Here is a 22,943-nt window from a genome sequence, read left to right as displayed (position 1 = left end):
AATTCCAGTGTACAGCCACTACAACAAAGCATTATTATTGCTGCCAGGTTATGTTTAAACATTGCATCAACACACGTAACAAAACCGTTACTTCATTTTCTTTGCTTTTGCATTACATCACAAATGTCTGCTATAGTTAAAAGGTAGTATAGGGTATAATCAGCTTTTCTAAAGGTGTTTTTAAGGGTAAAAAAAGGTTTAATATAGATGTTGTGGTTCTACACATAATTAAGCACTTTCGATAAACTCAAATAACAATATCATGATCAAAAAAATTACCCTAATTACGTTGACTATTGCCGCTATCGGTTTTAGCTCGTGCCAGCAAAAGCAAACCGCCGGCCCCTCGGTTGTCATCGACCCGGACACTTTAAGCCGTGAAGTTGCACTAAAGTATGTTGCCAACTACGGAAAACACGCCGGTACCGTAGATTCGACCATAACCGATGCCCAGGGCTTGGAAAAGAAAAAACAACTACCGAATACCAGGGCCATTTATTTTAGTATTGAGCGTATGGAAGCCTTAGTTAAAAAGATTAAGGACGAAGGCGGTCAGGGTATACGCTTTTACCTGGCTGCTTATGACAGCACTTATACTAAAGGCTTTAATGGCCGTAAGCCTGCCAAAGATTATTGGGGCTATAATACTTTGGTAATGGTATCAACAAAAGATACCACCATAAACGGCACATTATACCATTGGGATTATTACAACCAAAAACCGCCGGCCGGCAAAAATGGAGGCCTGCAGGGTTCTATCATAGGCACCACTCCCGAAAACCGTGGCGAACAATGCCCACCGCCGGCTACATGCTCTACAACCGGTGCAACACTGGTGCAACCCTAATTAACAAAACAAATGATGTTCATCACCATAAATACCGGGTGTGAATTTATATGCTTCCTGGCTGCCCTCATCTTTTTAATAAAAGATAAGGATACAGCCTGGAAGCTGTTTATCCCATACCTGCTACTTACCTGCCTTGTTGAAATGACCGGTGTATACATGCGTAAAGTAGCACACGTGCCTAATTATAACCTGTACAACGCTTTTTTAATGTTTGAATGTGGCGTTACCAGCTATACATTTTATAACTTATATAAACCGTTTAAAAACACAGGTAAATGGCTTATTGCCTGGTATGTGTTTTTTATAGCAATGTGCACAACTGAGCTGGTGATGACTCATTTTAAAGCATTTGTTTCTATAACGGCAGTCGTTATGTCGGTTGTATTTGTACTGGCAAGCCTGTATTATTACTATCTTAAACTGATGGATGAAAACTTTGAGCAGCTTTCATTTTCGGCACCGTTCTGGTGGGTAAGCGGCGCGTTATTTTTTTACTTCGGCAGTACAACCTGCAATATATTTTTCGATTATCTTTCCAGTTTAAAACCTATCAACAATCAGCTTTCAATCCGTTACTATATCTTTATTTTACTAAACATAACACTATACTCATTTTGGTCATACGCTTTTTTATGCAGATATCTTCGCAGGAAATCATCTTCCTGATAGGGTTAACTTCCATCATTTTTTTGATTGCCCCCCTGTTTCTGATCATTTATGTAGTTTCATATAACCGCAAAAAAAAGAAACACCAGGAGGAGAAGTTGCTGCTGCAAAAAACTTTTGAAAACGAGCTGCTTAAAAGCCAGATAGAAGTACAGGAACAAACGCTTAAAACCATCGCTTACGACCTTCACGATAATATAGGGCAGTTGCTGAGTATCACCGCCATCACGTTAAGTTCTATCGATCTGAACAATACCGATAAAACGACCGAAAAACTTGCATTTATTGAAGACCTGACCACCCGGTCGATTAAGGAAGTAAAAGCCCTGTCGCGCCTGTTACATGGCGAAGAGCTGGTAAATCGCGGGCTGGCCGCGGCTATTGAATTTGAACTGGAATGGCTGCAGCGATCAGACAAGTTTAAAATAAATTTCGCTAAACGGAACCTCGGCTCATTTAATGCCGACAGCGGTAAAGAAACCATCCTGTTCCGGCTGTTCCAGGAGATTATAAATAACATTATACAGCATGCCAAAGCAACTGAAATATTTATAACTTTAGAGCAGATCGAAAATTCGTTTCAGTTAACAATCCGCGATAACGGGAAAGGTTTTGATGTAGAAGAAACACTGAAACGAAAAAACGGTATGGGCCTGCACAACATCACCAAAAGGGCGGCCATGATAAATGGCACCGCTTTTATCAACTCGGCCCCCGGAAACGGATCTGAAATTATCGTAACTATACCCTACTAACGTTAAGTTAATAGTACCAAGTTTTGAGTCAAAAGCTGGATCTATCTTTTTCGACTTAGAACTTAAGACTTTCGATTAAAAACTACCAATTATTGCACAATTAACATAACCTAAATATTAATGGACGCCGATAAAATAGACATAGCCATTGTTGATGACCATACCCTTTTTCGCCAGGGCCTGGTGAGCCTGCTCAGCGATTCGGGCAAGATAAATGTAATTTTTGATGCCGAGAACGGCCAGGATATGATCCATAAGCTATCTCGCCATCCTATACCCGAGGTAATCCTGATGGATATTACCATGCCCCAGATGGATGGTTACGAAAGCACCAAATGGATTAAAGAAAATCATCCTGAAATTAAAGTACTGGCCTTAAGTATGTTTGAAGAAGACAAGCCCATCATCGGCATGCTTAAAAGTGGTGCCGGCGGTTATATGCTAAAACAATCAAGGGCGTCTGATCTGGTTGATGCCATAACCGGTATAGCCAAACAATCTTTTTATATTAATGAGCTGGTAAGCGGCAAATTATTACGCAATATTCAAAACAATCAATCCGTAAAAACGCTACAGGTTGAGGTAAATGCCAACGAACTAAAATTCCTTGAACTGTGCTGCAGCGACCTCACCTACAAGCAAATAGCCGACATGATGAACCTAAGCCCGCACACCATCGACAATTACCGCGAAGCGCTGTTCCAAAAATTTGAAACCAAATCAAGAACAGGACTGGTGATTGCCGCGTTAAGGCAGGAATTGATAAAGATATAGGGGCATGCCGCTATTGCCCCGAAAGCCGGGCTGAACTGTAAAATTGGGCGAGATTCTGAAGGAGGCATGACGTATATAGCATGGCGGCGAGTCCACTCACCCCGACGAGGCTGCGCCCGTCTGCCCCTCCTCCGACTGCGTCGCATAGAGGGGCGGAGAAATATAAAAAAATGAGCTCAACCCTCTTTGCGGCGCAGCCGGAGAGAGGGTGGCCCAGCGCAGCGTCGGCCGGGTGAGTCGTAGCCAGCGTTCAACCCGAATGTTTACTCCCCCAACACCTCATGGGCAACTTGTTTCAGAATCTCACAAACATAGCGGCATGCCATCCGGCTATTTTACCTACCACTTTGTATAATAAGCTGCCCCGACTGTAAACCTTCTGCTGCTGCGGTTATATTAATTTTACCTGACTTATTATTCGATTGAATAATAACCAGCCCCAAACCATTAAATACCCGGTGCTGATTGGAAACAAAAGGATCAAGGTCTGTTTGCGAGCCGTTATCAACCGCTTTTAAAATCCCCTGCCCCCCTACTTTAAATTTAATGAGCTGACCAGCATCCGGCACCGGGACATTATTTTTATCCAGTATGGTAACCGTAATGTACGAAAGGTCTTTACCATCCGCTTTAATATGGCTCCTGTCGGCTTTAAGCTGTATGCGGTATGGCTCGCCGGCCGTAACAACCTGGGTGCTCATGATGATTTTGCCATTTTTGCGCGAAACCGCCTTCAAGGTGCCGGGCTCGTATTTAACCCGCCACATCACATGCAGGTCATCACCTGTTTTCTTGCGGATGCCTAATGATTTGCCGTTTAAATAAGCCTCCACTTCATCGGCATTATTATAATAAGCCCAAACATCAATAGTTTTACCGGCGCTCCAGTTCCAATGCGGCAGCAGGTGCAATACCGGCTTAGTTGTCCACTCGCTTTGGTACATGTAATAAACATCCTTGGGGAAGCCCGCCAGGTCAACTATCCCAAAGTATGAGCTGCGTGCTGGCCATAAATATGGGGTAGGTTCACCAATATAATCAAAACCAGTCCACACAAATAAGCCCGAAAGGAAATCGTATTTTTTGATGATCTTCCAGGTTTCTTCATGTGTTGAACCCCAATAGGCCGATACATTGTCATAAGCCGATACCGTAAAATCGGGATTGCCATCTTTCAAAGGTGTTTTTCCATCTTTTGGCCAGCGCCTTATGCTATCCGAGGGCATATCATAATGCCCGCGGGTAGCCAGTGCCGACATGTTTTCGGTGCCGATAAACTTTTGGCCGGGATAATTCTTTTGAAAATTGGCATACACCTCCTGGTGGTAATTTAAGCCAACCAAATCGAGCGCGCCGGATTGATAGATGAAATTCTTTTTAGGATCAGCTTCGCTCAGCGCCGATGTAACCGGCCTGGTTGTATCCAGCTGCTTTACTATGCCAACCAATTCGCGACTGATATTGATGCCGGTGCTGTCAAATTGTTCCCTTATTTCGTTACCTATGCTCCAGGCAAAAATCGACGGGTGGTTACGGTCACGCAATACCTGGTCCTGCAGATCTTTTACATGCCATTTATCCCAATCCTGGTGATAATCATATTTACTTTTCTTTTTTCGCCACATGTCAAAAGCTTCATCCATTACCAAAAAACCCATCCTGTCGCACAGGTCAAGAAACCCGGGTGCAGGCGCGTTGTGCGATGTGCGGATGGCGTTACAGCCCATGGCCTTTAATACCTGCAGCTGGCGCTCCATAGCCCTTACGTTTACAGCTGTACCCAAAGCGCCCTGGTCATGATGCAGGCAAACGCCTTTTATTTTCATTGGCTCGCCATTTAAAGTAAAGCCTTTATCGGCATCAAAGTTAAAATAACGAATCCCCGTGTAAATTGACTGGTCATCAAGCACTTTGCCATTCTGCAGCACTTTTATTACTACTTTATACAAATATGGCCTTGTTACCGACCAAAGCTTCGGTTTGCTTACTGCCAAAGTTTGATGAACAACAATCGAAGTGTCTCCAGTATTTTTTACCGGGGATGTTTGGGAAACAACCATTTTACCTTCGGCGTTGTAAATGGTAGTTTGCAGGCTTAATTTGTTTTTTGACGGGGGTTGATGTACCCCGATCTCCAAAGCCACTTCGGCGGCATTATCATTTACTTTAGGTGTTGTTATAAAAGTTCCCCAGTTTGTGAGGTAAGTTTTAGCCGTGGTAATCAGCCACACGTTACGGTAAATACCCGAGCCTGTATACCAGCGGGAATTAGGCTGATCGGAATTATCTACACGTACCGCGATCACATTTTTTTTGCTGCCAAAGTTGAGGTAAGGTGTAACAGCATACCTGAAAGAGATGTATCCATTTGGGCGTTTGCCCAGGTAATGCCCGTTTACCCAAACCTCGCTGTTGTGGTAAACACCATCAAAATCGATAAATGTGTTTTTGTTTTGGGCTGATAAAGGCAAGGTAAAACTTTTACGATACCAGCCGATGCCCGCGGGTAAGCCCCCCTCGGCCTGTGTGGTTGGATTTTTCTGATCAAAGCGGCCTTCAATGCTCCAATCATGCGGCAGATCCATGCTGCGCCATTGTGCATCATCAAAGGTGCTGCTTTGGGCCCGCGGCTTATCGCCTAAAAAAAACTTCCAGCCGGTATTAAAACTTTCTGTTTTACGCGCGTTTTGTGCATCAGCCGCAGCGGCACAGATTAATAAAGTAATGAGCAAAAAATAATGATACCGCATAATTTGAGTTTATAGAACAGTTTTACCCCCGTCATTGCGAGGCACGAAGCAATCCCAAACTGTACATGTCGGATTTGCAAGGCCGCTCTGTAAGTTGGGGATTGCTTCGTGCCTCGCAATGACGATCTATTTATAAGGCTTATCTAATAATTATAAAGCCTATCTGCTTAATATCTATTTCTTCTTTTTAACCGGTGGTGCAACAAAATTCAATTCGCTTTTGCCCACATCTTTTGATGTGGCTACAGCTATACCACGCTGATCGGCTTTGTTTACCGCGCAATAATAGTGGTATACCACACCCTTATATTTTACCACAAATGATTTGTGGGCAAACATATTATCATAAGGTTCGGATGATTCAATCAGCTTATCGCCTGTCCAATCCGTCCAGTGAACCAGGTCGTACGAACAGGCAAAGCGGTTAAATACACCTGTTGTTCCGGTTTTCCAAAAGGCGCCGAAATAGAACATCACATATACATCGCCTATTTTTTGAATATACGGGTCGCCGGTAATGCCGTCGCCATGGTTCAGCACAGGATCTTTACCAAAACGCTGCCAGTGCAGCATATCATCAGATACAGCCATACCAATGCGCTCGGCGCCGCGCTTTTTGTTTACACTATCGCCATTGGCATTGTAATACATTACAAATTGGTGCCCGGTAAGCTTTGCCTTATCCCATATCACCGTTTCTTTGTATTGGGTATGGTTATCCCACCAGCTTACGTCTTTATCGATACTTGATAGTACGGGATTATCTAACCGCTGCCACTCGTGCGGTATTGATGGATCCTTGTCGGTATTAGCAACACTGATTGATAGCAGCCCTTTCTCGTACCCCCGGCTTTGCCCGCCGAAATACGACATCCAGTATTTATCCCGGTATTTTTGCAACTGGTAACTGCCGCCCCACTTGTAATCCTGTAAAGCGATATAACCTGCTTTTTGATTACTATCCCACTGCGTGGTATCAGAGAATGACAGGATACGGCCGCGGGTTTTCCAATGCAGCAGGTCTTTACTATCCGCCAGCCAGGTTTCATAACCACGGCCGTTGAAAACAAGATAAGTCATGTACCAGTTGTTCCCTTTCCTGAAAACACTGGGGCAATCCATTTTTTTTGAATTGCTATCGGGCACCATCACCAGGCCATATTTATAAGGGGTTTTTACCTGCTGATAAATATCCTGCATTACCTTATTGGGCACCGTGTTGGTTTGTGCCGATAGTTTTATTGCCGGTAACAGGCAAATAAATAATGTAAAGTGTTTTAATGTATCATTCATAATTTCTATAATTCTTAAAAAGAGACCGTCATTGCGAGGTACGAAGCAATCCCCGACTTACAGAGCAGCCTTGCAAATCCGATCTGCATAGTTTGGGATTGCTTCGTTCCTTATAATGACGTGTTCGCAAATCACTGATTGTCAGTCTATTTTTTAATATAATCTATGTCATTGCGAGGAACGAAGCAATCGCATGCTATACAGGGCGGACCTACACACAGTTCGCGATTGCCGCGCTGCGCTCGCAATGACATGGGTGTTGCCAGGGCCTAAACCCAACAGGTCATCCTCATTTTTTTAAACCGCTCCTTAAATATTCCCTTACCTAACCACGAACAAATAACCACCCGACCCCACCTTAACCAAAGCCTTACCATTTTTGTATCCCATAAACTCCATGCCTTTTCTGTTCCTGATGCTTTGCCCGCCAGCGGTGATCATAGCCGCTTTAGCTGCCGGCAAATAAATGATGGCCGTTGTATTAGCCGGAATGCTTACACTCAGCTCAAACTTACCTGCCTCCTTTTCCCAGCTGCTTGAAATGGTACCGTAAGGCGATTGGTAGTTTGCCTTTGCCCAGGTTACATCGCCTACAACTTCGGGCCTGATCTCTATTTTGTTAAAGGCGATGGCATCATCTGCCGGGCGGATGCCAGCCAGTCCGCTGTAAAACCACTCCATTAAATGGCCCAGCATAAAGTGGTTGTTTGATACCGATGGCAATGCCGCCCATGATTCCGTCAGAGCTGTTGCCCCATGCGCCAGCTGATACCCATAACCAGGCACATCCGCACGGCTATTCATATCAAATATCACATCAGACCGGCCTTCATCATCCAGTACCCTCAGCAGGTAGCGGTAACCAATATCACCGGCGGTAAGGCTGTTGCCCCTGCCGCGGATATCCTTTACAATATTGTTCACCACAGCGGTTTTATATTGCGGTTCAACCAAACCGGTATAAACCGATATGGCATTTGCAGCCTGGCTGCCGGTACCGTATTGTTTGGTTTCGGCGTTAAAGAATTTTTTATTGTAAGATTGCTTTACCTGGTCGGCTAATTTATTGTAAGCTGCAGCGTCTTCGCTTTTCCCCAGTAAGGTGGCAATTTTTGTCGCGATATCCAGGTCGTAATAATATAAGGCTGTGGCTGTGATGCCTTGTGGTGTTAATTGCGATACGCCGGGCGGATTGGGACCCAAATCGTACCAATCGCCTAAGCCCTGCATTAAAATATTACCATCTGCTTTTTTATTGAGGTAAGCCAGGTAGCGTTTTATCATATCGTAATTTTGGGCCAATACACCTTTATCGCCATACCATTGATAAACGTACCAGGGCAGGATAACGGCGTTGCTGCCCCATTCGGGCGAGTCGCGGAAGGGCTCATCAAACTTTACATATTCAGGAGCTATCTCCGGTATCAAACCATCTTCGGTTTGCGAAATTCGCATATCGTTGATGCACTTACGCGCCAGCCCAACTATATCATAGTTATAATGCAGGGAACTCCCCACCAAATGTGCTTCTTCCAGCCAGCCCAGTTTTTCGCGGTGCGGGCAATCGGTAAACACACTGGCCATATTGCTTTTCATGGCCCAGTCTATCAGCCTAAAGGTTTTATTAAACAGCTCATTTGAACAGGCAAAATCGCCAACCGTGGCAGCGGCATTACGCGTATGCAGGCCTTTTATAGCGACAATAACCGGCTGCTGTTTGGCATTAGTCTCATTTTGCGGAGCCGCACCCACCACCTGTAAATACCTGAAACCATAATAGGTAAACTGCGGCTGCCAGGTTTCGGCACCATCACCTTTTAAAATGTAATTATAATAATGCGGCCCACCCGATCCTTTTTGATTGGCACTTCCATCAGCATTAACCAGCTCGGCGGGAATTATCTTTACCGTATCTCCTTTTTTACCTTTAACCGTAATTTGCGGGATACCCGAAAAGTTTTGCCCAAGATCATAGATCCAGGCTCCTGTGTTTAATTGTGTTTTGTTTTGGGGGATAAACTCCTGCATTACTTTCAGCGGGTCGGCCGCCTGGGCGTTTAGCATCGGCGGGCCATCAACCTGTATAGCCTTACGCCAGTTTTCATCATTAAAGCTATTGGTGTTCCATGCGGCCTGTTCCAGGTTGGCATTATAGTCTTCGCCGCCATAAATACTGCTGAAGATTACCGGGCCGGGGGTTGTTTTCCAGGAGGTGTCACTCAAAAGATTGTCTATCCTCCCGTCCTGGTACTCCATAACCAAACGGCATATCATTTTGGGGTAGCCATATCCACCGGTAAGTTTACGGTAGCGTTTATCGCGGGGGATATAATAAAACCCGTTACCCAACATTACGCCGATTGTGTTTTTACCGGCTTTTAACTGACCGGTAACATCAAATGGTACATATAGGGCCTGCTTGTCATATTTTGTCCAGCCGGGATCAAGGAAATGATCACCTACTTTTTTGCCGTTCAAACTCAGGTCGAAATGACCCAGCCCGCAAATATAAAGTGTAGCTCTTTTAAGCTGATTGCCCACATTGAACATTTTACGCAGCAATGGCAGCACATCATTGGCTATCCCTAACTTTTTTGGTCCTTTACCATGATAAAACGGAACAATAACCGAAGTATCGGGTAGTTTATCATAGGCTATCCAGTTGGCTCCTGCCCAGTCGGTTTGGGTAAGCAAGCCCATTTGCCAACTGGCGGTACTACTCCAGGCTGATTGCTGGTAATGGTTATCCCAAACCATTACCTTCCAATAGTAAGTTTTGGCCGGCTGCAATTGCCTGCCCTTGTAAGCCACCTGCAAAGATGCCGGCGAGTTCACTTTTTTTGAATCCCAGATGTTGCCACTATTGCTTTTCAACTTTTGCAAATCATCCGATACCAATACCCGGTAAGCCGTTTGCATGGTGCTGGCTCTGCTGCTTTTCATCTGCCAGCTCAGCCCCGGCGATACCGACTCAATCCCTTGCGGGTTTTGTTTGTAATCACATTGCAGGCCTGCCACTTTTAGGTCCTGGGCAAATAATCCCAATGGTAATACCAACAGCAAAAACAAAATGATCTTTTTTAGCATTTTTCTATATTTTTCTCAATTTTTCTACTGCATTTCTATGCCGGATATACATAAACCTGCACATTTTTCACCCCTGATTATCAGTTTATAATTGCCCGCGTTAATACTCGTTCCCGTTGTAGTAGCCACCATTCCCGACTTGTTTTTGGCTACCGGTTTAAAGTTTAAATTGTCCTCTTTCATCACCGATCCATCGGCAGCAAGCAGCTTCATTTTTGCAGTAAAGGTCTTATCGGTTGAGTTGTAATACTTTATGCGCAAAGCATACAAATCAGCCACACCGGGGGTAATAGCAAACGATGCCGCGCCGCCCTCATCCTTTTCAAACCGGATCACTTTTTTACCAGCCAAGGTATCCCTGGCTATGCCATCACCCTGTATATCAGCGATTTCAGCTTTGTAACTTATGGTTTTACGCAGATCAGTTGCCGGTTCAAGTGTAGTTACCGGCAAAACAGCTGCGGTGTACATGTATTTTTCGTTGTTCGCGCCTAATTGCACCATACCATCCTTTTTAAATCTTTTGCGGTATACCGGGAGCTTATGCCCGCCATTGGCGTCATTTTCTATATACAAACCGGTAACTTCATAATCGCTTAACCATTCGGGCCTTTGTGAAGGGGCAGTATCCATCGCCACAAATACATCTGCATCGGCAGTTACATTAAACGAGGCAAACTGCTTATTATCAGCAGGATCTGTACAAATCCAATCAGCCCCAAAAAGTACAGGCGGCAGATTACTGAAGCTGATACCGGCGTTTGCATATTGCTTTTGGCCCACATCCATCCAGCTTTGCAGTGTCCACCCACCGGCTGATTTTAAATGTGTTATTATGCCACTGTTGTTTGGCACTGCATGTACCCTGCCATTTAAAATACTGATACCCACTGCAGATATGATAGCTTCCCCAGCCAGTACATTGGGGAAGCTTATGCTTATTTTACCGCTTGTGATGTGGGCGGTAATTGTTTTCTTTAGTGCGCAGGCATAGCCCGCTTCTTTCCAGATATCCAGGTTTTTGATCTTTGTTTCACCATTAACAGCTACATCAAATAAACGCCACCCGGTGCAGTCCATTCCGCCGCCTGTGCCATACCATGGTTCAGTAAAATATAATTCAATGCGGTAATCGCCATCAGCTACCGGGAAGTTAAACTGCAATTTATCCATCCCATACCTGAATGTTTGAAACAATGGGCTATCATTTGTTTTGCCAATGTTATCAAATGTGCGTTGCTGGCTGGCAAAAAGGGCGGGCATGTTCGGATAATCGTCCGTCCATGATATTGAGCCGGGTTGATTTTTATTATCTTGATGCCTATCGGCCATCCATGTATTACCAAAGCTGTCTTTATAATCGGGACCTCCGCAATTTAAGCGATACAGGTAATTGTAACCCGCTGCGGGTTTAAGTAACGCTGAATTTGCTGACTTATACGTATTTAAATGCGGGGCGGCGGGTAAATGATTGAGCACCACCTGGTCATGCGCAACGGCTTTGCCATTTACATAGCCAACGGTGTACAAAACATTATATCTTACATCCACACCATCCCACTGAAAATGAGTACCTATCCTACCTTTTTTCTTTTTACCCAGCGAAATATGCTGTACATCGTTAAACAATTCTACCTCATCACAATTGGAGTAAACTGTAATACTATCTTTTTTACCCGCTGCCACCCAGCGGTCGGGCCATGTATGGGATACAATGTAAACCATCGGCTCTTTATCTTTTGGTGCATAATTGGCCCGGTACATATAAAATGCATCGGCTGGTTGCCCCCAGGGTGTAAATAAGCCCTTATAGTTAACCGGCCCTACCCTGTCCAACTCCCGCTGACCTTCTCCACCTTGGGTGCGACCCGGATTTTCATGTGAGTACAACAACCATTGAAAATGCCCCGCAACCCGGTCTTTTACAGAATCGGCCAGGCGAACTTTAGTCTCCATCAGTTGTGTCATACGGTCCTCGCTAAGCGGACCATTCTGATTAAACGGACCTTCGGTATGAAAACCAAGACTTCTCCAGGCGCCATACTCACCCACAAGGATCTGTTTTTTGAGGTCTTCGCCATAAGTTAATGGGTTGCCACCATAGGTGCCGGTCCAGTTTTGGGGAACATCCCAATCGGTGCCCTGGCCACCGTTACAGGTGGTTATTTTACGCTGTGATGATGCTGTAGGATCAAGCTTGCGGATGATCTCAGAACATTCATGGGCAAAATCGGCCGGCAGCTTGCTTTCATTCTGCAAGCCCCACAAAATAACTGAGGGGCTGTTACGGCGTTCTTTGACCCAATCAACGAGCAGGGTCTTATAAGCAGCCCTAAACTCAGGCGTATCAAACCAGATATGCGCCGAATATTGCGGCCACCAAAGGATGCCCAGCTTATCCCAATAGGTTTGGTATGCCAGGTTATGCGGTTGATGCGCATCCCTGAAAGCATTAAAACCTGCAGCCTTTACCTGCATCACCCTTGCTTTAATTTCTTCGGCGGTAAAAGCCTGGCTCTTGCCCATCAGGTGTTCATACTCAGCAATGCCATTGATAAACACCGGTTTACCATTCAAATAAAAACGATTATCGCCATTATTACGCCCAGATGGCCAGCTTATCCAGCGAACGCCATAGGCTGTATTTGTTTGATCCTGAAGTTTACCATTCTGCCAAACACGGGTAATTAAATTGTATAAATAAGGATTTTGTAAAGACCATAAGTGTACACCGACTACATCTTTTAGTAATTGCTGTACTACAACAGTTTCACCTGGTTTAACTTGTTTCGACGTGTTAACTTCTGCAACAACTTTTCCTGTAGCATCAACCAGTTTATTGCTGACACGAATGGAAGAAGGTTGCTTATCGTAATTTTTTATTGCTGTTTCGAGGTTAAGGGTGGCTAATTTTTCGGAGACGGTGGTATCATTCCAAATATGTACACCAAAAGGCTCAATACGTATCGCATTGGTCACAATCAAATGTACCGGTCTGAAAATACCCATAGGCTGCGACCCTTCCGAAAAACCCGGATCGTCCGAACAGCCGCCACATACCCATGGCAGATCTTTTATAAAGGCCGGATGATCTGCACGAATACAGAGCAGATTTTTACTTCCCGTTTTTATCGCATCAGTAACATCCAATGTAAACGAAGTACGCCCACCTGCATGATAGCCCACCTGCCTGCCATTTAACCAAACAGTAGCATATGAACCCACACCCTCAAACCATAAAAAGTAGCGCTTATTTTGCTGCTTTGCAGGCAGAAAGAACATTTTGCGATACCATGCATAGCCATGCCTGTTGCCATGTTTTAAACGGCGGTAACCTTCATATTCATCCCAATTGTGCGGTACGTTTACAGTTTTCCAGTCTTGATCTTTAAAGCCGGCCTGTTCAAAGCCCGGATAAGCCTTTACGTTATTATCATCAGCGATGGTATGCCAACCGGCGTTTAACAAAATCTCCTGCCTGGTGTTATTTTGCGCAAATGCCGGGCTTATCAAAAAAGTAAACACCAGGCATATAAAAAGCATTAAAACCGGTTGATGATTAAACCGGGAAAACTGTTTTTTAATATGAGCTTTGTTTACCTGCATCTTTTTATAGCTGTTCCAGATCAGCGTTAAATTGGTACGACCCGCCCTTTTGTGTATTGATGTTGACGGTTTTATCATGATAACGCAAGCGACAAACCCCGCCAATTTTTGATAGCACTTGTACTCCCTGCAACTGTCCGTTTTGCCAGTTAAAGTTCAATTCAAAACCACCACGGGCGCAAATGCCTTTTATACTTCCCTGCGCCAAAGCAGCCGGCAGTGCTGGCAGCAGCTCAATTTCATCGTCCTGACTTTGCAGCAGCATTTCTGATAATCCGGCGGCACCACCAAAGTTTCCATCAATCTGGAAAGGCGGATGCGCATCAAACAGGTTGTGGTAAACCCCGCCTTTTTCTTTGCCTGAGCTTACGTCAGCAGGCGAAAGCAATTTGGCGAACATGAGGTAAGCATGATCGCCCTGTTTCATCCTCGCCCATATATTTACCTTCCAGGCAATACTCCAGCCAGTTCCTTCATCACCACGGTATAGCATGGATTTTTCGGCAGCATGCATCAGATCCGTGGTTTTCCAGGTGATATCTGTACCGGGGAACACGCCCCACATGTGCGATACATGCCGGTGGGTATCGGCAGTATCGTCCTTATCTTCCATCCATTCCTGTAGTTGACCGTATTTGCCAATCCTGTTGGGGGCTATCTGATCGTATTTTGCTTTTAGTGTATCGGCAAAATCCTTATCAACTCCTAAAACAGTTGATGCTGCTATGCAATTTTTAAATAAATCGCGGATGATCTGGTGATCCATCGTAGGCCCCGCTACCAATCCGCCATGTTCAGGCGAATTGGAGGGGCTGCTGATAAGGTAACCGGTCTTAGGATCTTTCACTAAAAAGTGCACAAAAAACTCCGCCGCCCCCTTCATTTCGGGATAAGCGCGGTTTTGTAAAAAACTTTTATCCTTAGTATACAAATAATGCTCCCATAACTGGTGACAAAGCCATGCACCACCGCTTACCCAAATACCATGATTTGATGCATTTACCGGAGCAGTGCCCCGCCACAGGTCGGTATTATGGTGCAGCACCCAGCCGGGTGCACCGTAATGTTCTTTTGCCGTTTGCTTACCTGTTTTAGCCAGGTCATCAACTATACTGAAAAACGGTTCGCTGCAGGCCGAAAGGTTCAACACCTCAGCAGGCCAGTAGTTCATCTGTAAATTGATGTTGGTGGTAAATTTACTGCCCCATGGCGGCGTAAGCAGATCATTCCATAAGCCCTGCAAATTGGCCGGACCATTGCCGGCACGAGAGGACGATATCAACAAATACCTGCCATATTGCGTGTACAGTGTGATAAACGATGGGTCGGGTGTATCCCTGAACTTCAGGATCCGCTCATCTGTAGGCAAATCAGCATTGACGCCTTTACCAAGATCAATGGAGAATGTTTTGAAGTATTTTTGATAATCTTTAATATGTTCTGCCTTTATAGCCGGGTAGCTTTTATGTACGATGCCTGCTATTTGCTTTTTGCAGATGGCTTCCGGGGTGCCCGATACATCACGGTAATTTTTGAAATTTGTAGCAGCGGTTAAATATAACGTAGCCTCATTGGCACCGGTAACTTTAATATTGTTTGCTGTTACCAGCACTTTGCCGCCAACAGCCTGCAGATGCAGGTAACTTACCCCGCGTAATGCCCCGTCATGTACTTTTAACGATAATGCCAGGGTATGATCGTCAACCCTGCGGGTAATAAAATTTTTATGCAGACTTTTCATCAGGGCTTTTACCGTAATGCTGCCGGGCTTATCGGCAGTTAAGTGAATAGCTATTAGCCGACCGGGGGCGCTTGCCAGGTACTCGCGGGTGTAGTTTACTCCATTAGCCGTATAGATTACATGAGCTGTAGCGGTGGTGATATCAAGATCGCGTTTGTATTCACTTATTGTTTGGTTGGGGAATTGCAGGTACAGGTCGCCAAAAGGCTGATAATCGGCATTGTAGTGTGGGTACGCCGGTGGGTTATCGTCCTGGATCCGGTATTTCCAGGTTCCGTTTAATTTTATAGGAGTTACAATGCTACCCTCTTTATCAACCGCGGTTGTTATTTCGCTGCTGGTTATTCCGCCTTTGAGGGTAGCAGCCTCAAACCCTTCGGGATAGATCAGCATTTCTTTTTCCGGGCTGGTTAAGCCACCTTTATCATTAAAATTCAATACCTGTATAGCTAATAAATTTGTTCCTGTATGTAGCTCTTTAGCCGGGATGATATATTTACGATAAGCGGCTCCGGTGGTTGTGCCTATCTGGGTGCCATTGATATAAGTAAAATCCAAATCCCGGATGCGGCCCAAACTAAGCACCAGGTTTTTTCCTTTCCAATCAACGGGTACTTCAAAAGCTGTCCTAAACCAAACCGCACCATCTAACCCCTCAAAGCCAGGTGTTGTTTCCCAACCTTGCTGAGTGGGTAATGTGATGGATTTCCATGCGCCATCGTGAAACTCAACACCTTGAATCTCCTTTATACTCCGCATCATTTTAACCCAGCGGGCAGAATCGGCAGCATACGTAATTTCATTGCTTTTCATGCCCATGAAATGTTTTTCGGCAAGGGCTTCTGCTTCGGCCTGTTTGCCATCAAACAAAAGCTGGCGAATAGGTTGCAGGTATTTTACAGCCTCTTGCCGCTCATAGGCGCGCGGGCCACCCGTCCATAACGTTTGTTCATTAAACTGGATTCTGTCTTCTTCCACCCCTCCGAATATCATTGCACCTAAACGTCCATTCCCAATTGGTAAGGCATCCGTCCATTTTTGTGCAGGCTGCCTGTACCAGAGTTTAAGGTCTGATTGGGCCTGTGCTAAATGAGTGGAAAGCACAAGAATAATTGCGATTATTAGATATTTTAAAGCCGGCAGTGTAGGGTTTTTCATAGCACCGTTTAGTTAAATAACCAGCGTAAATCTTTAATGTTACCCGTATTGCTCAATCCGGCATCGTAAACCGGGATATAAGCATCATCATTAACAATACCTAAAATTAAACAGGCGCCTTTACCCAGTGTAAGCGTATTGGTGCCCGCCTTAAACGAATAGGTATGCACATTTACCGGTGGTAAGCCTTCTACCTGTATGGCATTGGCAATCTTTACATCTGCCTGGCCGTAATCGTTAGCGCTGGCATCGGTTTCCAATTGTGGTTCTGGCAGGTACTTAGCATCCTTCTCATTAAAAAACCCCACCAATACTTTAACCGGTTTGGCGTTGGTAAAGCTCAGTGATGAACCATTTTTAAGCTGATCTGCTTTCATTAATTTTAAAGCCTGCAGGTTTGCCAGTTCAGGAGCTGCATTTTTAACAACTACTGCAGTATCGGCAAATACCTGCTCACCGTTACTCACTTTGTAAAAGGTTATACCCCCTGTTTTAATCACTGCCTGCGCGTTGGTAAGGCTTACCTTCTCAGCTTTTTTCGCTACCACCGGCGGCGATTTCAACGAGTCGATGTTATGTTTAAAGTTATCCAGTTCTTTTTGGTAAACAGGCAACAGTTCTACCCAGGTTTTCATTTTGGCATCATTGCCGCCAACAGGAATTTTACGCTGTTTGGTTTGCATGCTATTGGCATACAGGTAAGTATCTTTGGTAAGATTAACCAGCTGTTTGAAATAATCCAGGCTGGTTTGTAATTCAGGCAAGGCCTTTTCCAGGTCGGCAATGTTATCCGAATATTTATACCGAAGCGCCCATAATGCCGCTTTTGCTTTATAGGCATAACTGTTTGCTAACGCATTATAACAATACATATCATTTTTTAACCTGCCGAATTCAGCCTTATCTTTTGTTATTTGTGCCGATGCACGATCAATAGCTTCAACAGCTTTACGGCCCTGCGTTATTACACTATCAATCACTTTCACAGGTGTCTCGCCGATATGCGGCTGGTGCTTCCATTCCTTTTCGGCGTACTCACTCATCATTTCGCCAACCGGCCCTTCAGAGTTATAAAGTAATGTGAACAAACCATATTTTTCAGGATTAACCAGTTGACTCATCAACATGCCTAATGTCATGGTTTGCCGGTTGCCATCGGTAATACCAAAACGCCGCAATAGTTCGGGAGCTATTTCGCCGGACTGCTCGTACGCGCCTAAAATATTTTTACCGCCAGCCTCATCACAGCCATATTTGGCAGCCAGTTGGTTTGCCCAATACTTTATTTCGCCATCCCTGCTGAGGTTGCTGTTCCAGGCATAGCGCGACCAGGCCTTGTACCAAATCCAATCGCGATCCATCTGCAATAACCGCCGGCCACCGGTATTATCTGCAGTATAAGGCCAATCCCAATATGATGCCTGGGGATAAAGGTGCAGACCGTTGGCCCCATAAACATGGTGCATGGCTTGTACACATTTCTGTATAAAATCTGCCGATCCGTATCTAAAAGGTTCCAGGTTGGCCATGATGTGCACGTTTTCAATTTGTACGGTACCAATACTGCTTAGTTTGCGATGCAAGTCGGCCCAGGGGCCATGAGGCTCGTAGGTAGTAAGCGCCTCGCCATTGTACTTGGCTTCGGTGTATAAATTCTTATAGAGAGGTTTGGCATACTTCATCACTTCCGGGGCATCCGTATCATGCGCACGCAGTACTATGGGCGGTTCGTCGGTACGGCCAAGCGCTTTTAAGCCATCCTTTACGCCGGGGATTATAGTTTTTGTAAACCAATCGATATCGTCCTGCCCTACGCCTTCCATAGCTTCACCCAGAGTGATCAGTAAACCAACATTCGGATATTTTTGGACAAAAGCAGCTATCGATTTACGGGTGTAATCGGCAATAATGGGTACTATATGGCGGTTCCTGTCCTGTGTTTTCAGGTTATTCTTTTCGGCAAATGGTTTAGATACGATGATGTTATAAAAACCCTGGATCAGCCAGATACCACGCTTGTCGGCTTCGCTGGCCAGGAAACGATAGATCTCCTCATTTTTTTTAAACGTTGCATCATCCACCTCAACCGCGTATGGATATTCCTTTACTTTTACCAATGAAGCAAAGGGATGCCCGTTCCACAGGTATAAGGAGTTCATCCTGTTTTCGGCCAAAGAATCCAGGTACCGCAGCCAAAGTGCTTTATCATAAAACCAGGGGAAATTTTCGGGCGTATAAGGATATTCATAAGTGCCCCTGCCGGGTAGTAATGCTGGCTTTTGCACCCCTATACAGGTGCCACGCAAAACCATTTCGGGTTGATCGGTTATTTCCAGCTTCGCAGGCAAATCATGTGCACCTTTTACCCTTGCGGCAAGTTCCAGGCAACCATATAAAGCACCCGAGTTATCTGCACCTGCTACGATGGTTACATCATTTACACTATTAATGATAAAGCCCTCTTTGCCAGGAAATTTGACACTGTCGGGATACCGCTTTACCAACGCTTTTTTGATTACAGGATCGTTTAAAAGCCCAACAAAAATGGCATTACCAGAAATCGCTTGTGTATTTTGCTGTATAGTAACCACATAACCAACTTGTTGCAAAGCCAGTTTTAGCTTTTGAGCGCCATAATCCAGCCGTTGGTGATGTATTGCGGCTAGTACTATGGTTATTTTTTTATTGGTGTCTTGAGCCTTCAATGAGGAATGAAAACAACTGAATAAGAGTATCAGAAGCGCAATGTAGCTATGGGTTATTCTCATTTTCATGTTTTTACATCATTTGCTACAAGCCATTTCAGGGGCCAGACTTGGTATAGCAGGTTATGTTAAGATGGTATTAAGGTTGAACTTAATTGGTTGTATAACATTCAAAAATATCAGTATAGCATGGGAGTTTCATCTGATATTTTTCCCAGCTACTATACGATATTACCATTATTGCAGCCTTTGCAATCCATGAAAGAGAGAACGTAAGCTACTAATTAAACAGGCATCCTTACCAATACATGCTTAAACCGTGTACTGCGCATAATTATTTTACCATCGGCATAAATTATAAAACCTTTGCCTTTATGATATTTGGTGCCTGTTTTATCCCATAGGATACTGATGCGGTGGCCGTGGTAAAGCACATTATCCAATGCAAACCATTTCCATTGATTTTTAGGGATAAGCGGAAAAATCTCCAGCATATTATCGGCGCGGGGCTTTAAGCCAACCAGGTCGTTAATCACCAGGTCGCAAAAACCGGAGTGGTTATAATAGCTGCTGCGCGGGTTATCGCCTTTAAGCCAATAGCCGGTTTTTTCATCCTGGTACTCACCGAGATATGGTACCCCTCTTTTTATGTGCGATAGGGCATATTTACGCAGTTCATTATAGAAAACAGCTGGGGTCATGCTGCCTTTGTTTTGATAATTGGTAAGCAAATTTGCCAGTCCTTTTAGGGTTTGGGTAGTAGCAAATGGCCAAACTGCTCCATCCCACTCGCAGCCATGCCCGGTACCATGTGTGCGGAACAGGGGGTGGCGTCTTTCGGCTGTGGTAATACCCCATGGTGCATTAAAACCTTTATCATCAGTTAACTGATCCCATTGTTTGGCAAAAGCAGGTTTATCATCGGGCAGGTTAAAATACCATGGGATAAACCCCAATTCCTCACGGGCGCCGGCCAAACTTCCATCGGGTCTGCGTGCCTCAAAAAATGAAGCAGTATCGTTCCATAAGCTATCCTGTACCAATATTTTCAGTTCAGATGCCTTTTGGCTGTATTTATTCTTAAGCGAGTCGACGCCCAGCACTGCGGCCATTTTTGATAGGGCCATAGCGTTACCAAACATATAACTGTTAATAGTGGGGCGCTTGTTCTTTACTTTTCGCGAGCCACTGATAGATTCTTCCATGGCGTCCCTTACATCAAACTGCCAGAACAGTTTTGAGGGTAGTTGCTTTTCGGTTTCCCATTGGCTGTAATCGGTATTTAAAGCAGGTATTACCTGCGCTACAAAATTTTTATTGAGGTTAACCAGGTAATAATTATAAACGGCATCATCAATCCAACTGCTGAAAGCGTGCAAATGAGGTTTCTTTTGCTTTGGATCAACATAGAGCCAGAATTTGATATAGTCGTTTATATATTGAGGATTATGCAGCCAGCGGCCCTCATAAATCTGGTGACCAAGCGCACTGCTCGAGCTGTTGTAAACACCTGTAAAACTTACCGGCGTAATAAACTCTGTAAAAATAAAGCCATCAGGTGTTTGTTTCAGGTGTTTACGGAACGTCCACCAGCGGTAATAATATATTTTTTGGATGGCCGAATCGGGACATTCAAACAGTGGTATGTTTTTGGCCATCCAACCATAAGCACCATCATTGGTTACATAGTTCTTTACCGTCTCGGTATCTATTGCATTAAAGTAACTTACATAGGTTTTTAGCTTATTATAGCCTAACAGCGGCTTTTGCTGCGCATAAGCACTATCTGCTGCAAAAGAAAGCAAAACGGTTATAAAACTGAACGTAAAAACTCTCCTGATCATACTCTCACCTCAACCATAGCTTATCAATATATTTATAAGGATACACCTCTTTTCCATGGGATAAAATCATCCTGGCCATGCCTTACTGCGCTTACTTCAATTTCTCCGCCGGCTACTTTAATTACGTAGTCAAGGATCCTTTCGCCTGCCTGTTCAATTGTTTCGTCGCCTTCTACTATGGTACCTGTATTAATGTCGATGATATCGCTCATCCGGTTAAACAAAGTGGTGTTTGTGGCGATCTTAACAACAGGGGCTATCGGGTTGCCGGTTGGCGTACCCAAACCGGTTGTAAATAAAACTATATTAGCTCCCGAACCAACTTCGGCTGTGGTTGATTCAACATCGTTACCAGGGGTACAAAGCAAATTCAAACCCGGTTTGGTAACTTTTTCGGGATAATCAAGCACATCTGCCACCGGCGATGTACCGCCCTTTTTTGCAGCCCCGGCAGATTTAATAGCATCGGTTATTAAGCCATCTTTTATATTGCCCGGCGATGGGTTCATATAGAAACCAGAGCCTGCTTCTTCGGCGCGCTGGCTATAGCTGCTTACCAGGCTGGCAAAACGTTCGGCTTTATTTTTATCCAAGCAGCGGTCAATCAGGTTCTGTTCAACACCGCACAGTTCAGGAAACTCGGCCAGGATAACCGAACCACCCAGCGCCACCAGCAGATCGGACGTGTAACCGATAGCGGGGTTTGCCGAGATACCCGAAAAACCATCTGAGCCGCCACATTCCAATCCTATAACGAGTTTACTTAATGGTGCCGGCTTACGAACGTTTGTATTGGCCTGCATTAAGCCAGCCAAAGTTTGCCGAATGGCCAACTCCATTAGGTCGGCTTCCTTGCCGGTTTTTTGCTGATCCAGTATGTACAATGGCTTATTAAAGTTTGGCGAACGCTTACTGATCTCTTCCTGCAACGTCTTCACCTCGGCATTCTGGCATCCCAGGCTTAGTACTGTAGCCCCCGCAACATTAGGATGGGTAATATAACCCGCCAACAACCCGCACAAGGTGGTTGAGTCCTGCCGGGTACCTCCGCAACCGCCGGTATGCGATAAAAATTTAATACCATCAACATTAGGAAACAGCTTATTACCGGTTGCCTGGGCTGTATCGCCATCAATTTCGGTATACAACACTTCATTGATCTCGCCGCCGGCTTTAATCATGCCTATCAACTGCTGCGCTTTTATTTCATATGTTTTTTTACGTCCGTAACCCAAAGGCTTTACTAACGCTTCCTGTAATACCTCAATATTACGGTTCTCGCAAAACACCATTGGTACCACAAGCCAATAGTTGGCGGTACCCACGCTACCATCCTCCCGGTGATAGCCGTTAAAGGTTTGGTTTTGCCATTTGCTTACATCCGGTTTATGCCAGTCGGTATGGCTGCTGCCGGTTAAAAAGCTGTTGGCCGCATGTACTACATTGCCGGTAGATAACAAACCACCAACCGGGATAGGGCTTTGCGCTTTACCTACTAAAACCCCGTACATAATAATTTCGCCGCCTTGAGGAATATCGGCAATTGCAAACTTATGCTTGGCGGGTATAAATTCGAGTACTTTATAACTATTCCCCTTATATTCAACCTCTTCACCTGGCTGCAAATCGGTCAGTGCTACCAGTACATTATCGGCAGGATGTACTTTTATAATCCGTTGTTTCATCGTTTTAATTTTTTAATTAGTGCAGCAAT

The 22,943-nt window shown here is 44.7% G+C and carries 12 protein-coding genes; 4 read left to right on the top strand and 8 right to left on the bottom strand.

Annotated features, from left to right (window positions below; all coding sequences use genetic code 11):
• Positions 1 to 262 precede the first annotated feature (262 nt).
• The 4 genes from PQ469_RS09785 (at position 263) to PQ469_RS09770 (ending at position 3,045) form a co-directional block, all read left to right on the top strand.
• On the top strand, positions 263 to 847 hold the full coding sequence (locus tag PQ469_RS09785) for a hypothetical protein (RefSeq protein WP_274212792.1): 585 nt from the start codon (positions 263 to 265) through the stop codon (positions 845 to 847).
• A 12-nt stretch (positions 848 to 859) separates the two neighbouring features.
• Positions 860 to 1,516: a hypothetical protein gene (locus PQ469_RS09780; RefSeq protein WP_274212791.1), complete on the top strand. Its 657-nt coding sequence runs from the start codon at positions 860 to 862 to the stop codon at positions 1,514 to 1,516.
• Positions 1,483 to 2,271, top strand: a complete 789-nt coding sequence (locus PQ469_RS09775) for a sensor histidine kinase (RefSeq protein WP_274212790.1) — start codon at positions 1,483 to 1,485, stop codon at positions 2,269 to 2,271. The genes PQ469_RS09780 and PQ469_RS09775 overlap by 34 nt, the downstream gene beginning before the upstream one ends.
• A 120-nt stretch (positions 2,272 to 2,391) precedes the next feature.
• Complete coding sequence (locus tag PQ469_RS09770) at positions 2,392 to 3,045, top strand: response regulator transcription factor (RefSeq protein ID WP_274212789.1); 654 nt, start codon at positions 2,392 to 2,394, stop codon at positions 3,043 to 3,045.
• Positions 3,046 to 3,380: 335 nt separating this feature from the next.
• Here PQ469_RS09770 and galB read toward each other — a convergent pair whose 3' ends face one another.
• The 8 genes from galB to PQ469_RS09730 all read right to left on the bottom strand — a co-directional run bounded on the left by galB (position 3,381) and on the right by PQ469_RS09730 (position 22,914).
• Entirely contained in the window at positions 3,381 to 5,795 is a 2,415-nt protein-coding gene (gene galB, locus PQ469_RS09765; RefSeq protein WP_274212788.1) for a beta-galactosidase GalB, read from the bottom strand.
• Positions 5,796 to 5,969: 174 nt separating this feature from the next.
• Positions 5,970 to 7,088: a glycoside hydrolase family protein gene (locus PQ469_RS09760; RefSeq protein ID WP_274212787.1), complete on the bottom strand. Its 1,119-nt coding sequence runs from the start codon at positions 7,086 to 7,088 to the stop codon at positions 5,970 to 5,972.
• A 321-nt stretch (positions 7,089 to 7,409) separates the two neighbouring features.
• Positions 7,410 to 10,175: a family 78 glycoside hydrolase catalytic domain gene (locus PQ469_RS09755; protein ID WP_274212786.1), complete on the bottom strand. Its 2,766-nt coding sequence runs from the start codon at positions 10,173 to 10,175 to the stop codon at positions 7,410 to 7,412.
• A gap of 24 nt (positions 10,176 to 10,199) precedes the next feature.
• Positions 10,200 to 13,859: a malectin domain-containing carbohydrate-binding protein gene (locus tag PQ469_RS09750; protein ID WP_274212785.1), complete on the bottom strand. Its 3,660-nt coding sequence runs from the start codon at positions 13,857 to 13,859 to the stop codon at positions 10,200 to 10,202.
• Complete coding sequence (locus tag PQ469_RS09745) at positions 13,786 to 16,680, bottom strand: glycoside hydrolase family 95 protein (RefSeq protein ID WP_274212784.1); 2,895 nt, start codon at positions 16,678 to 16,680, stop codon at positions 13,786 to 13,788. Before PQ469_RS09745 ends, PQ469_RS09750 begins: the two co-directional genes overlap by 74 nt.
• A gap of 8 nt (positions 16,681 to 16,688) precedes the next feature.
• Positions 16,689 to 19,454, bottom strand: coding sequence for an alpha-d-galacturonidase (locus PQ469_RS09740; RefSeq protein ID WP_274212783.1), 2,766 nt, complete (start codon positions 19,452 to 19,454; stop codon positions 16,689 to 16,691).
• 215 nt (positions 19,455 to 19,669) lie between these two features.
• On the bottom strand, positions 19,670 to 21,229 hold the full coding sequence (locus tag PQ469_RS09735) for an MGH1-like glycoside hydrolase domain-containing protein (protein WP_274212782.1): 1,560 nt from the start codon (positions 21,227 to 21,229) through the stop codon (positions 19,670 to 19,672).
• A 32-nt stretch (positions 21,230 to 21,261) separates the two neighbouring features.
• The gene (locus PQ469_RS09730; RefSeq protein WP_274212781.1) at positions 21,262 to 22,914 is read right to left on the bottom strand and encodes a UxaA family hydrolase; all 1,653 of its coding nucleotides are present in this window, start codon (positions 22,912 to 22,914) and stop codon (positions 21,262 to 21,264) included.
• Positions 22,915 to 22,943: the final 29 nt, after the last annotated feature.

The sequence above is a fragment of the Mucilaginibacter sp. KACC 22773 genome, assembly GCF_028736215.1.
In the GTDB taxonomy this organism is placed as follows: Bacteria; Bacteroidota; Bacteroidia; order Sphingobacteriales; family Sphingobacteriaceae; genus Mucilaginibacter.
The sequence above is the reverse complement of the archived record's forward strand: the minus strand, read 5'-3'. Positions and strand labels throughout refer to the sequence as shown.

Coding starts and splice junctions, on each gene's coding strand:
- PQ469_RS09745 (WP_274212784.1), bottom strand. CDS start 16,680: ATGAAAAACCCTACACTGCCGGCTTTAAAATATCTAATAATCGCAATT.
- PQ469_RS09780 (WP_274212791.1), top strand. CDS start 860: ATGATGTTCATCACCATAAATACCGGGTGTGAATTTATATGCTTCCTG.
- PQ469_RS09740 (WP_274212783.1), bottom strand. CDS start 19,454: ATGAAAATGAGAATAACCCATAGCTACATTGCGCTTCTGATACTCTTA.
- PQ469_RS09775 (WP_274212790.1), top strand. CDS start 1,483: ATGCAGATATCTTCGCAGGAAATCATCTTCCTGATAGGGTTAACTTCC.
- PQ469_RS09730 (WP_274212781.1), bottom strand. CDS start 22,914: ATGAAACAACGGATTATAAAAGTACATCCTGCCGATAATGTACTGGTA.
- galB (WP_274212788.1), bottom strand. CDS start 5,795: ATGCGGTATCATTATTTTTTGCTCATTACTTTATTAATCTGTGCCGCT.
- PQ469_RS09755 (WP_274212786.1), bottom strand. CDS start 10,175: ATGCTAAAAAAGATCATTTTGTTTTTGCTGTTGGTATTACCATTGGGA.
- PQ469_RS09750 (WP_274212785.1), bottom strand. CDS start 13,859: ATGATAAAACCGTCAACATCAATACACAAAAGGGCGGGTCGTACCAAT.
- PQ469_RS09735 (WP_274212782.1), bottom strand. CDS start 21,229: ATGATCAGGAGAGTTTTTACGTTCAGTTTTATAACCGTTTTGCTTTCT.
- PQ469_RS09770 (WP_274212789.1), top strand. CDS start 2,392: ATGGACGCCGATAAAATAGACATAGCCATTGTTGATGACCATACCCTT.
- PQ469_RS09785 (WP_274212792.1), top strand. CDS start 263: ATGATCAAAAAAATTACCCTAATTACGTTGACTATTGCCGCTATCGGT.
- PQ469_RS09760 (WP_274212787.1), bottom strand. CDS start 7,088: ATGAATGATACATTAAAACACTTTACATTATTTATTTGCCTGTTACCG.